This window comes from Variovorax atrisoli, from assembly GCF_014195185.1.
Taxonomy (GTDB): Bacteria; Pseudomonadota; Gammaproteobacteria; order Burkholderiales; family Burkholderiaceae_C; genus Variovorax; species Variovorax atrisoli.
On the sequence record NZ_JACIBG010000001.1, the window covers coordinates 150,993 to 163,050 of the forward strand.

The window sequence follows — 12,058 nt, forward strand, 5'->3', positions numbered from 1 at the left end:
CGATATGGCAGCAGTGGAAGTGAAGGTGCCTGACATCGGCGATTTCGATGAAGTCGCGGTGATCGAGGTGCTCGTGAAGGTGGGCGACACGGTGAAGGCCGAACAGTCGCTCATCACGGTCGAATCGGACAAGGCCTCGATGGAGATCCCGTCGTCGGCCGCCGGTGTGGTCAAGGAACTCAAGGTCGAGGTCGGCGGCAAGGTCAAGGAGGGCTCGGTGGTGCTCGTGCTCGAGGCTGAAGGCTCGGGTGCGGCTGCTCCGGCTCCGGCGCCTGCCGCGGCACCGGCTGCCGCCGCGCCTGCGCCGGCCGCGGCAGCGCCCGCGCCGGCTGCTCCTGCCGCTGCGCCGGCAGCTTCGGGCCCGGTCGAGGTCAAGGTGCCCGACATCGGCGACTTCAAGGACGTCGCCGTCATCGAAGTGCTGGTGAAGGTGGGCGACACGATCAAGGCCGAGCAGTCGCTGATCACGGTCGAGTCGGACAAGGCCTCGATGGAGATTCCGTCGTCGGCCGCCGGCGTGCTCAAGGAACTCAAGGTCAAGGTCGGCGATACGGTCAACATCGGCGACCTGATCGCCGTGCTCGAAGGCGCGGCAGGCTCCGCTGCAGCGGCACCCGCGCCGGCTGCAGCCGCCGCCGCTCCGGCGACCGCCACGGCCAGCGCTCCCGCTCCGGCGGCATCGGCTCCCGCGCCTGCAGCCGCTCCCGCAGCGGCGGCGCCGGCCCACAACCCGACGGTCGCGCCCACCGGCAAGCTGCCGCACGCCTCGCCCTCGGTGCGCAAGTTCGCCCGCGAACTCGGCGTGCCGCTCGAAGAGGTCAAGGGCTCCGGTCCCAAGGGCCGCATCACGCAGGAAGACATCCAAAGCTTCACCAAAGCGGTGATGAGCGGCCAGGTCAGCACCAAGGCCTCCGCGACCAAGGCGCCGGCCGGCGGTGGCGCCGATGGCGCTGCGCTGGGCCTCATTCCCTGGCCGAAGGTCGACTTCACCAAGTTCGGCACGGTCGAGCGCAAGGAGTTGTCGCGCATCAAGAAGCTCAGCGGCGCGAACCTGCACCGCAACTGGGTGATGATCCCGCACGTCACCAACAACGACGAAGCCGACATCACCGAGCTCGAGGCCTTCCGCGTCTCCACCAACAAGGAGAACGAGAAGTCGGGCGTCAAGGTGACGATGCTGGCCTTCGTCATCAAGGCGGTGGTCGCGGCGCTGAAGAAGTTCCCCGAGTTCAACACCAGCCTGGACGGCGACCAGCTCGTCTACAAGCAGTACTACCACATCGGCTTCGCGGCCGACACGCCCAACGGCCTCGTGGTGCCCGTGCTGAAGGACGCCGACAAGAAGGGCATCCTGCAGATCAGCGCCGAGATGGGCGAGCTCGCCAAGAAGGCGCGCGACGGCAAGCTCGGCTCGGCCGACATGCAGGGCGGCTGCTTCTCGATCAGCTCGCTCGGCGGCATCGGCGGCACGCACTTCACGCCCATCATCAACGCGCCCGAGGTGGCCATCCTCGGCCTCTCGAAGAGCGCGATGAAGCCGGTGTGGGACGGCAAGCAGTTCGTGCCCCGCCTCACGCTGCCGCTGTCGCTGTCGTACGACCACCGCGTGATCGACGGCGCCCTGGCTGCGCGTTTCAACGCCTACCTGGGCCAGGTGCTCGCGGACTACCGTCGAATCCTGTTATGACCACCGTAGTGGCCGTCCGCAAGGGCGGCCAGGTCACGATGGCAGCGGATTCTCTGGTGACCTTCGGCGACACGCGGCTCTCGCACCGTGCCGAGGCGAACCAGAAGATCTTCACCGTCGAGGACGCGGCGGGCTCCAGCCTGTTCGCCATGGCCGGCGCCGCCGCGCACTTCCTGGTGCTGCAGCACGCGCTGGCTGCCCAGCCGCGCGAGCAACTGCTGTTCGGCAGCAAGCACGAGATCTTCCGCACCTTCACGATGCTGCATCCGGTGCTGAAGGACTCGTTCTTCATGCAGACCAAGGAAGACGAGCACGAGCCCTACGAGTCGAGCCAGTTCACGATGCTGATGGCCAACCAGAGCGGCATCTACGGCATCTACAGCTACCGCGAGGTGTTCGAGTTCAAGGAGTTCTGGGCCATCGGCTCGGGACGCAGCTTTGCGCTCGGCGCCATGCACGCGGCCTATGACATCAAGTCGCGCACTTCGCGCGACGTGGCGGAGGCGGGCATCGCCGCCGCCTGCGAATTCGATCGCAATTCGGCCCCACCGGTCGACGTTCTCACACTCAAACTGAAAGTGTCCAAATGAGCGAACAACAAATCAAGGTGCCCGACATCGGCGACTTCGACGAAGTCGCGGTCATCGAGGTGCTGGTCAACGTCGGAGACACGGTCAAGGCCGAGCAGTCGCTGATCACGGTCGAATCGGACAAGGCCTCGATGGAGATCCCTTCGTCCGCCGCCGGCGTGGTGAAGTCGCTCGCGGTGAAGGTGGGCGACAAGGTCAGCGAAGGCTCGGTGGTGCTGACGCTGGAGGTCGATGGTGCTGCAGCGGCTCCCGCGCCCGCTGCGGCGGCGCCCGCCCCGGCGGCGGCAGCTCCTGCGCCGAAGGCGGCTGCCCCGGCTGCGGCCCCCGCTGCGCCGGCGGTCGCCATGTCCAGCTACGGCGGCAAGGTCGATGTCGAGTGCGACGTGATCGTGCTCGGCGCAGGCCCCGGCGGCTACTCGGCCGCCTTCCGCGCCGCCGACCTCGGCCTGAAGGTCGTGCTGATCGAGCGCTACGCCACCCTCGGCGGCGTGTGCCTGAACGTCGGCTGCATCCCGTCGAAGGCGCTGCTGCACGTGGCTTCGGTCATGGACGAGGTCAAGCACTTCGCCGACCTCGGCGTGAGCTTCGGGGTGCCCACGGTCGACCGCGCCAAGCTGCTCGGCCACAAGAACAAGGTGGTGGGCAAGCTCACCAGCGGCCTCACCGCCATGGCCAAGATGCGCAAGGTGACGGTGCTGCGCGGCGTCGGCAACTTCATCGACCCGCACCACATCGAGGTCGAGGAAACCTCCGGCACCAGCTGGGACACCACCGGCAGCAAGCAGACCGTGAAGTTCCGCAGCGCGATCATCGCGGCGGGTTCGCAGTCGGTGAGCCTGCCCTTCATGCCGAAGGACCCGCGCATCGTCGACTCGACCGGCGCGCTGGAAATGGGCGTGGATCCCAAGCGCATGCTGATCCTCGGCGGCGGCATCATCGGCCTGGAGATGGGCACGGTGTATTCCACGCTGGGCGCGCGCCTGGACGTGGTCGAGATGCTCGATGGCCTGATGCAGGGCGCGGACCGCGACCTGGTGAAGGTCTGGCAGAAGATGAACGCGCCGCGCTTCGACAACATCATGCTCAAGACCAAGACGGTCGGCGCCGAGGCCACGAAGGAAGGCATCAAGGTCACCTTCGAGGGCGAGAACGCGCCGAAGGAGCCGCAGGTGTACGACCTGGTGCTGCAGGCCGTGGGCCGCAGTCCCAACGGCAAGAAGATCGGTGCCGAGAAGGCCGGCGTCACGGTGAGCGACCGCGGCTTCATTTCGGTCGACATCCAGATGCGCACCAACGTGCCGCACATCTTCGCCATCGGCGACATCGTGGGTCAGCCCATGCTGGCGCACAAGGCGGTGCACGAGGCGCACGTGGCGGCCGAAGTCATTGCCGGCGAGCTCAAGGGTGACAAGGAACTGTCGAGCGCGGCCTTCAACGCCCGGGTGATCCCGAGCGTGGCCTACACCGACCCCGAAGTGGCGTGGGTCGGCCTGACCGAAGACCAGGCGAAGGCCGAAGGCATCAAGGTCAAGAAGGGCCATTTCCCGTGGACCGCCTCGGGCCGCGCCATCGCCAACGGCCGCGACGAGGGCTTCACCAAGCTGCTGTTCGACGCAGAGACGCATCGCATCCTGGGCGGCGGCATCGTCGGCACGCATGCCGGCGACATGCTGGGAGAGATCGCGCTGGCCATCGAGATGGGCGCCGACGAGATCGACATCGGCAAGACCATCCACCCGCACCCGACGCTGGGCGAAAGCATCGGCATGGCGGCGGAAGTGGCGCACGGCACCTGCACGGACCTGCCGCCGCAGAAGAAGGGCTGAGGAAGAAGCCGAGCGATCCGAGGGCGCCGTTTTTCAGGCGCCCATGAAAAATCCCGCCGAGGCGGGATTTTTTTCGTCCTGAAGACTAGGTGGTTGGATTTTGAGCGGGCTCAGTTGCCGGTGTTGGCGACTGCAGCTGCCTTCACTTCTTCCGCCGAGCCGCCGAGCACGCGGCGGGCACCGTCGAAGCGGCGCTGCCAGTAGCTGCCGTTCATGTCCTCGACGCGAACCTGGGCGCCGGAGCGGGGGGAGTGGATGAACTTGCCTTCGCCGACGTAGATGCCGACATGGCTGAAGGCGCGGCGCATGGTGTTGAAGAAAACGAGGTCGCCGGGCTTGAGCTGGCTGCGGTCGATCTTCTCGGTGGCTGCGGCCTGCTCTTCGGCGCGGCGGGGGAGCATGTGGCCGACCGTCTCGTTGTACATGGCGCGGACGAAGCCGCTGCAGTCGAAGCCGGATTCGGCGGTGTTGCCGCCACGGCGATAGGGGACGCCCAGGAATCCGATGGCGGTGACGACCAGGTCGGAAGTGCGTTCGGTGACGGTTTGGCGAACCTGCTTGAGCTGTCCGATCAGGCCTTTGTCGGCAAGCATTCGTGCCAGCTCGTCATCGGTTTTTTCCTGTTGGGGGGCTGCATGGACTGCAACGGCAAAGAGGAGGGATGCGGGTAGGACGAAAAAACGCATGGCGCGTAGGATATTGATGACGCGCGGTTATGTCAATTTAAACAGAATTAGCGGATCCCTCTGTAAGTCATTGATTTACATGAAAAATTTCGATCCGGTCAAAGAAAAAATGTAACGGCGAACGTTTATGGTCCATAAATGGTTGACGGCCGAAAGGCCTTCGGACCTCGGGTGGATCGACGCTCGTGCTGGATTCGGTCGCTATTTCTCGTCAAGATCGCTTCAACTTCACGGAAAAGCCATGAACTTGCCGCGCCTTCCTCTTTCGACATCCCTTTGCCGCTGGGCATTTGTCACGGTAATCGGGTTCTGCGGTCTCGCTGCCGCGCAGACCCGGCCCGAAACCGTGGCGACCGGGCTCGAAAACCCGTGGGGCGTCGCCTTCCTTCCAGGCGGCCGTTTCGTGGTGACCGAGCGGCCCGGCCGCATGCGGCTGGTCGGTGCCGACGGCAGGATCGGCGCACCCATCGCCGGCCTGCCTTCCATCGCGGCGGGCGGGCAGGGCGGCCTGCTCGACGTGCTGGCCGACTCCGGCTTCGAAAAGAACCGCACGCTGTATTTCTGCTTCTCCGAACCCGATGCGGGCGGCTCGGCCAACAGCACCGCGCTGGCGCGCGCCAACCTGTCGGCCGACGGCACGAAGCTCGAGGAGCTGAAGATCATCTTCAGCCAGCAGCCCAAGGTGGCCAGCCGCGCCCACTTCGGCTGCCGCATCGTCGAGGCGCGCGACGGCACGCTATTCCTCACGCTCGGCGACCGTTTCAGCCGCAAGGAAGACGCCCAGAAGCTCGACAACCACCTGGGCAAGATCGTGCGCATCGGCAAGGACGGCTCGGTGCCCAAGGACAACCCCTTCGTCGGGAAGGCGGGTGCGCTGCCCGAGATCTGGAGCTATGGCCACCGCAACGGACAGGGCGCCACGCTCGCGCCCGACGGCCGCCTCTGGATGACGGAGCACGGCCCGCAGGGCGGCGACGAGATAAACATCCCCCAGGCCGGCCGCAACTATGGCTGGCCCGTGATCACCTACGGCGAGAACTACGGTGGCGGAAAGATCGGCGACGGCATCACGGCCAAGGAGGGCATGGAGCAGCCACTGCACTACTGGGTGCCGTCGATCGCGCCATCGGGCATGGCCTTCCTGACTAGCGACCGCTACGGCGCCGCCTGGAAGGGCAACCTATTCGTGGGCTCGCTCAAGTTCGGCTACCTGGACCGCATCGAAATCAAGGGCGGCAAGGTGGCGGCCGAGCACAAGCTGCTGGCAGAAGGCCGGGCTCGAATCCGCGACGTGAAGCAGGGCCCGGACGGATTGCTCTACGTGCTGACCGACGAGGCCGATGGCAAGCTGCTGCGCCTGCGGCCGAACTGAGCCGAATTCAGCGCGATCGACGTTCAGCCGGGGCAGCCCGGCAGCGGCAATGTCGGAAGCATCCGGCGCCAGAGCCGGTTCCACTCGGGCCAGTCGTGGCCGCCCTCGGTCGTGAAGACACGCTCGGGCGGCAGCACGCCGGCCAGCAGACGGTGGCTGAAGGCGAAGCGGTCGTCGAGGCCGTAGCCCAGGTAGAGCGGGGGCCGGGCGCCCGCTGTGTTCGTGAAGCCCTCGTAGCCGCGCAGCCATTGCCACAGCTGCGTCTCGTCGGGTGTTCGCGGATTTGCCGCGGCCGGATCGACCAGCGGCCCCTTCCATCTGGCGAGGCCGCCGGCATTGGCGATGTCCGTGGCGAGCGTGCGTTCGCCGAGGTACGGGGCGAGCGCCACCAGGCCTGCGAGGTCGCCGGGATGCGTCTGCGCGTAGAGCATGCTGCCGAAGCCGCCCAGGGAAATGCCGACGAACCAGATGTGGCGGTAGCCCTGGCTGCGCGCCGGTGCCACCACGTCCGCGCCGAGGCGATCGAGGATGGTCTTGTCGTTGAAGTAGCCGAGATGGGAGTCCACCAGCATCACGTCCGCCGCGATGCGGTTCTCGCCGACCGCGCGCACGAAGCCCTCGCGCTCGAATTCGTCGATCGTCGAGTAGGCGCCGGGGAGCATCACCAGCAGCGTGTCGACGTTGCCGCGCGCGCAACTGCTCTTTTCGAGCGAGGTCGTCATCGGCACCGTGGTCTTGCGCACGCCGCCGCAGGCGGTGACGAGGAGGAGCGCGGCACCCAACCCCAGTGCCGCGAGGCAGAGCCTTTTCGATGAGAGCTTCATCCGCCGGAGTCTAGGCGCGTCGCGAGACGGGCAGCTCGACCATCACGGCCTGGCCAGGCGTGGTGCAGCCGGTGTCGCAGCACCTGCCGGGCTGGCGGTTGCGCGTGATGGCGCGGGCCGGGTCGTGCGGCGCGGCGGCGGGCGAACCATCGGCCGCGATGCCGCGTTCCAGGATGCGCTCCACCAGCTCGACCTTGGAGCCCACGGGGTAGTTGCGCCAGATCTCCTGCTTCATCGCCGCGGGCGAGCCGCCGCCGTGCAGGCTGATCACGCTGTACCAGCCGCCCTGGTAGCCGGCCGTCAGGTCCTCGATGAATCGGGCCGTCTCGATGCGCTGTTCGTAGGGAATGGCCGGGTTGGCCCGCAGCACGTCGGACAGGCGGGCGGCAGTCTCGGGGTTGTGGTCTTCGTCGGGGCCGGGCAGGGTGACGATCAGGCCGCCGCTCACGTAGTGCGCGATGCGGTGCATGTCGTAGATCTTCGTGGCCAGCAGCAGCTTGCCGATGTTGCTGAACACCGGATCGGGCATGAACACCTCGCAATGCTCGTCGGCCTTGCCGTAGACGCTGGCCGCCACGCCGCAGGCGAAGAAGCTCTCGGTGATGGTGATGAGCTCGACCATCTGCTCGCGCAGGTGGCTCTCCTTGCCCGGGTCGAAGCCATTGGCCTCGCACATCAGCGCGCCCGCGCCGATCAGCAGGTCGCCGAAGCCGGCGCGCGCGCCGATGCAGCTGTGGCGGTGGTGCGTGGCGTAGCTGTAGGTCAGGTGGCCGGAGTGCTCCCACTCGCCCGCGTAGAACACGCGCTCCCAGGGCACGAAGACTTTGTCGAAGATGCACACGCCGGTGCTCTGGCCGTACTTGCGGCTGAAGAGGGCCTCCCCATGCTCCAGCTTCTCGCCGGGCCTGCCCGCCGGGCGCGCGACGATGGCCAGGCCGGGTGCATCGAGCGGCACGGCGCAGCAGACGGCGAAGTCGGCGTCTTCCCTTCCCATGTTGCGGCAGGGCATGACGAGCAGTTCGTGCACATAGGGCGCGCCTGTCACGATCGCCTTGGTGCCAGAGATGACGATGCCGCGCGCGCTGCGCTCGACCACGTGCAGGTAGCTGTCGACGTTCGCCTGCTCGTGCGGGCGGCGGCTGCGGTCGCCCTTGGCGTCGGTCATGGCGACGCCGAGCGTCAGGTCCTGGTCCTGCACGCGGTGCAGGTACTCGTGGAAGCGGGCGGTGTGCTCGGTGCTGCCACGGGCGTCGTCGATGCGGGCCGACACCTGGGCGATGGCGTTGAGCGCGTCGTGCGTCAGGTAGCGCTGGGCGCAGCCCGTTTCCTGGCAGACCAGCCGCACCGCTTCGAGCTTGTTGAGCAGGTCGCCGGCGCTGGTGTTGATGTGGGAGAGCCTGTTGACCCGCTTGCCGCTGGTGTGCTGCACGGCGGTCATGAGCGGCTCGTACTCTTTCCTCAGCGCGTAGTCGTAGGTGAGGGCGATGGCATTGATGCCGGGCTGGAAGGCGGCTTCGTCGGCCACGCTGTCGACGCGGCGGCCGTCGACGAACACCGTGGGCTTGTAGCGGCGCAGCGATTCTCGGTAGTCGGCGCCGGACATGAGGGAGGCGCTGGAAAGCGGGGCGTTCATCGTGTCTGTCTCCTGGCTGTTGCCGGGATTTAAACACTGTTCAATTTTTCGATCAACGATCAGAAGACTGGATCGACGATCAATCGGAGGGCTATAGTCCCGCCCATGCATGCCAAGCTCCAACGCCGACAGGCGCTCACCGATGCCCGCCGGGCGCTCGTGCTCGACGCTGCACGGGCGGTCTTCCTCGAGGCGGGCATCGAGGGCGCGAGCGTTCGCGAAATCGCCAGGAGGGCGGGCTACACCCCGGGTGCGATCTATTCGTACTTCGAGAGCAAGGAAGCGATCTACGCCGCTCTGCTGAACGAGTCCATCCAGCGGCTGCAGTCCGCGGTGGCCGAGGCCTCTGCGTCGCAGGACGGCCCCGGACAGGCGCTCGCTGCGAGGGCCCGGGCCTGGTTCGACTTCTACGCAGCGAATCCGCGCGAGCTCGACCTCGGTTTCTATCTGGTGCAGGGCATGCGTCCGCGCGGCCTGACCAGCGAGCTCGACCACGAGCTGAACGACCATCTCTACCAGGCCCTGCGACCCTGCGAAGAAGCGCTGCAGGAACTGGGGCTCGACGCCGACGCGGCCCTGCGCGAGAACACCGCGCTCTTCGCGCACGGCGTCGGCCTGCTGCTGATGCAGCATACGGGGCGCATCCGCATGTTCAGGCAGTCGGCCGATGCGCTGTTCAAGTCCTACGTGGCGCAGCTCGTCGCGCGCGTGGCCGGCGGCTCGCGTCAGCCAGGTCTTTTCGGTGGTACGGTTCAGCCCGATTCAACCGATTCCTGAAGAAAGAACCTTTTCATGCTGCTCGACGCCTCGCAATCCCAACTCATCCTGGTCGACTACCAGGAGCGCCTGATGCCGGCGATCTTCGAGGGAGAAGCGGTTGCGCAGAACGCCGTGCGGCTCGGCAAGATGGCCAGGCTGTTCCAGGTGCCAGTGTTCGGCACCGAGCACAACCCCTCCAAGCTGGGCCAGAACCTGCCCGACATCCGCGCGCAGTGCCAGCGCACCCTGTCGAAGATGCACTTCAGTGGCGTGGAGGAGGGCCTCGGCGAGTGGCTGCGCGTGCCGGCCAAGGCGCCGCAGGGCAATGCGCGCAGCCTGCCCAAGCATCTGCAGAAGCCGCAGCAAGCCGCCGAGGAGCGCAACAGCATCGTCATTGCCGGCTGCGAAGCCCATGTCTGCCTGCTGCAGACGGCGCTCGACCTGCTGGAAGACGAGTTCGAGGTCTGGGTCGTGACAGACGCCTGCAGTTCGCGCACCGAGCGCAACCGTGATGCCGCCTTTGACCGCCTGGCTGGCGCTGGGGCCGAGCTGGTGACGACCGAGATGGTCGGTTTCGAATGGCTGCGCACGGCCGAGCATCCGGCGTTTCCCGAAGTGCTCTCGCTGATCCGCTGAGCCTGGGGGTGGAGTGAAGCCGGGTTGCCCCGGCTGTCAGCTTGCTGCAAGATCGGCCTCCATAATTATGAATTCAGTTTTGGCGCCGGCCAGGACGGAACGAATGACAGGAGACAAACCGAGATGAGCCGCTATGAAGAGTTCTATCGCCAGTCCGTCGACGCGCCCGAGGCCTTCTGGGCCGAGCAGGCGAAGCTGATCGACTGGCAGACGCCCGCGCAACAGATCCTCGACGCCAGCCAGCCGCCTTTCGCGCGCTGGTTCGTGGGCGGCACCACCAATCTCTGCCACAACGCAGTCGATCGGCACCTCGCGCAGCGGGGCGACCAGCCGGCGCTGATCTTCGTGTCCACCGAAACGGGTGTGGAGAAGAGCTACAGCTTCGCCGAGCTGCACGCCGAGGTGCAGCGCACCGCCGCCAGCCTCCTCGAGCTGGGGGTGGGCAAGGGCGATCGCGTGCTCATCTACATGCCGATGATCCCGGAGGCCGCCTTCGCGATGCTGGCCTGCGCGCGCATCGGCGCCATCCATTGCGTGGTGTTCGGCGGCTTCGCCAGCGGGTCGCTCGCCACGCGCATCGAGGACGCCGAGCCCAAGGTGATCGTGAGCGCCGACGCGGGCTCGCGCGGCAGCAAGGTCATCGCATACAAGCCGCTGCTCGACGAGGCGATCCGGCTGTCGAGGCACAAGCCCTCGGCCGTGCTGCTGACCGACCGCGGCCTCGCACCCATGGAGCTGACTGCCGGGCGCGACCATCTGGCCGCCGAGCTGCGCCGCAAGCACCTCGACGCCGAGGTGCCATGCACCTGGCTGGCTTCCACCGACATCAGCTACACCATCTACACGAGCGGCACCACGGGCAAGCCCAAGGGCGTGCAGCGCGACGTGGGCGGCTACGCGGTCGCGCTGGCTGCGAGCATGAAGCACATCTTCGACGGCCGGCCGGGCGAGACCTACTTCTCCACCAGCGACATCGGCTGGGTGGTGGGGCACAGCTACATCGTCTACGGCCCGCTGATCGCGGGCATGGCGACGATCATGTACGAGGGCCTGCCCACGCAGGGCATCGACCGGCAGCCCGACGGAGGCATCTGGTGGCGGCTGGTCGAGAAATACAAGGTGACGGTGATGTTCAGCGCGCCCACCGCCGTGCGCGTGTTGAAGAAGCAGGACCCGGCGCTGCTGAAGAAATACGATCTCTCGACCCTGCGCGCGCTGTTCCTGGCCGGCGAGCCGCTCGATGAGCCGACCGCCCGCTGGATCAGCGAGGGTCTTGGCGTGCCGATCATCGACAACTACTGGCAGACCGAATCGGGCTGGCCGATGATCACCATCGCCAACGGCGTCGAGCCCAAGCCCAGCAAGTTCGGAAGCCCCGGCGTGCCGATGTACGGCTACCGCATCAAGATACTGCACGAGTCCACCGGCGAGGAACTGACCGGCGCCAACGAGAAGGGCGTGGTCGTGGTCGAGGGGCCGACTCCGCCGGGTTTCATGCAGACCGTGTGGAAGGACGATGCGCGCTTCGTCAACACCTACTGGAACAGCGTGCCCGGCAAGATGGTCTATTCGACCTTCGACTGGGGCATCCGCGACGAGGACGGCTATTTCTACATCCTCGGGCGCACCGACGACGTGATCAACGTGGCAGGCCACCGGCTCGGCACGCGCGAGATCGAGGAGAGCATCTCGGGCCACTCCAACGTGGCCGAGGTGGCGGTCGTCGGCGTGGCCGATGCGCTGAAGGGGCAGGTCGCGATGGCCTTCGTCGTGCCCAAGGACGGCAAGGCCGTGGCCGATGCCGATGCCGCCCTGAAGCTCGAGGGCGAGATCATGAAGGTGGTGGCCGACCAGCTCGGCGCCCTGGCCCGGCCGGCGCGGGTGCGCTTCGTCTCGGGCCTGCCGAAGACCCGCAGCGGCAAGCTGCTGCGCCGCGCCATCCAGGCCGTCTGCGAGCACCGCGACCCCGGCGACCTGACCACCATCGACGACCCGGCCACCCTGCAGCAGATCAAACAGTTACTCACTTCGTCCGAATGAGCGGG

Annotated in this window: 10 protein-coding genes; 7 read left to right on the forward strand and 3 right to left on the reverse strand. The window is 66.9% G+C overall.

Annotated elements, in window-relative coordinates:
* Window positions 1-4 precede the first annotated feature (4 nt).
* From aceF to lpdA, 3 genes are read left to right on the forward strand one after another with little or no spacing between them, the layout of a single operon-like run.
* Window positions 5-1,687 (forward strand): dihydrolipoyllysine-residue acetyltransferase, encoded by a 1,683-nt coding sequence (aceF, locus tag FHY06_RS00715; protein ID WP_184602839.1) that lies wholly within the window; start codon window positions 5-7, stop codon window positions 1,685-1,687.
* Window positions 1,684-2,277 (forward strand): Ntn hydrolase family protein, encoded by a 594-nt coding sequence (locus tag FHY06_RS00720; RefSeq protein WP_019653143.1) that lies wholly within the window; start codon window positions 1,684-1,686, stop codon window positions 2,275-2,277. The genes aceF and FHY06_RS00720 overlap by 4 nt, the downstream gene beginning before the upstream one ends.
* Window positions 2,274-4,103, forward strand: a complete 1,830-nt coding sequence (gene lpdA, locus FHY06_RS00725) for a dihydrolipoyl dehydrogenase (RefSeq protein ID WP_184602841.1) — start codon at window positions 2,274-2,276, stop codon at window positions 4,101-4,103. The genes FHY06_RS00720 and lpdA overlap by 4 nt, the downstream gene beginning before the upstream one ends.
* Before the next feature lie 110 nt (window positions 4,104-4,213).
* Here the strand turns inward: lpdA and FHY06_RS00730 are convergent, their stop codons facing one another.
* Window positions 4,214-4,789 (reverse strand): C40 family peptidase, encoded by a 576-nt coding sequence (locus tag FHY06_RS00730; RefSeq protein WP_019653141.1) that lies wholly within the window; start codon window positions 4,787-4,789, stop codon window positions 4,214-4,216.
* A 241-nt stretch (window positions 4,790-5,030) separates the two neighbouring features.
* Between FHY06_RS00730 and FHY06_RS00735 the strand changes: the two genes are divergently transcribed.
* Window positions 5,031-6,161, forward strand: coding sequence for a PQQ-dependent sugar dehydrogenase (locus tag FHY06_RS00735; protein ID WP_184602843.1), 1,131 nt, complete (start codon window positions 5,031-5,033; stop codon window positions 6,159-6,161).
* A 23-nt stretch (window positions 6,162-6,184) separates the two neighbouring features.
* On the opposite strand, the gene FHY06_RS00740 is transcribed toward FHY06_RS00735, so the two are convergent.
* Together FHY06_RS00740 and FHY06_RS00745 are read right to left on the reverse strand one after the other, a co-directional pair.
* Window positions 6,185-6,985 carry an alpha/beta fold hydrolase gene (locus FHY06_RS00740; protein ID WP_184602845.1) on the reverse strand — a complete coding sequence of 267 codons (801 nt, stop codon included), beginning with the start codon at window positions 6,983-6,985 and terminating at the stop codon, window positions 6,185-6,187.
* Between the two features lie 10 nt (window positions 6,986-6,995).
* Window positions 6,996-8,618 carry a 4-hydroxyphenylacetate 3-hydroxylase family protein gene (locus tag FHY06_RS00745; RefSeq protein WP_184602847.1) on the reverse strand — a complete coding sequence of 541 codons (1,623 nt, stop codon included), beginning with the start codon at window positions 8,616-8,618 and terminating at the stop codon, window positions 6,996-6,998.
* Between the two features lie 105 nt (window positions 8,619-8,723).
* Here FHY06_RS00745 and FHY06_RS00750 point away from each other — a divergent pair, with 105 nt between their 5' ends.
* Genes FHY06_RS00750 through FHY06_RS00760 form a run of 3 tightly spaced genes read left to right on the forward strand, consistent with a single transcriptional unit; the run spans window position 8,724 to window position 12,053 of the window.
* The gene (locus tag FHY06_RS00750) at window positions 8,724-9,395 is read left to right on the forward strand and encodes a TetR/AcrR family transcriptional regulator (protein WP_184602849.1); all 672 of its coding nucleotides are present in this window, start codon (window positions 8,724-8,726) and stop codon (window positions 9,393-9,395) included.
* Between the two features lie 15 nt (window positions 9,396-9,410).
* Entirely contained in the window at window positions 9,411-10,013 is a 603-nt protein-coding gene (locus FHY06_RS00755; protein ID WP_126184342.1) for an isochorismatase family protein, read from the forward strand.
* A 24-nt stretch (window positions 10,014-10,037) separates the two neighbouring features.
* Entirely contained in the window at window positions 10,038-12,053 is a 2,016-nt protein-coding gene (locus tag FHY06_RS00760; RefSeq protein WP_260309379.1) for a propionate--CoA ligase, read from the forward strand.
* Window positions 12,054-12,058 lie beyond the last annotated feature (5 nt).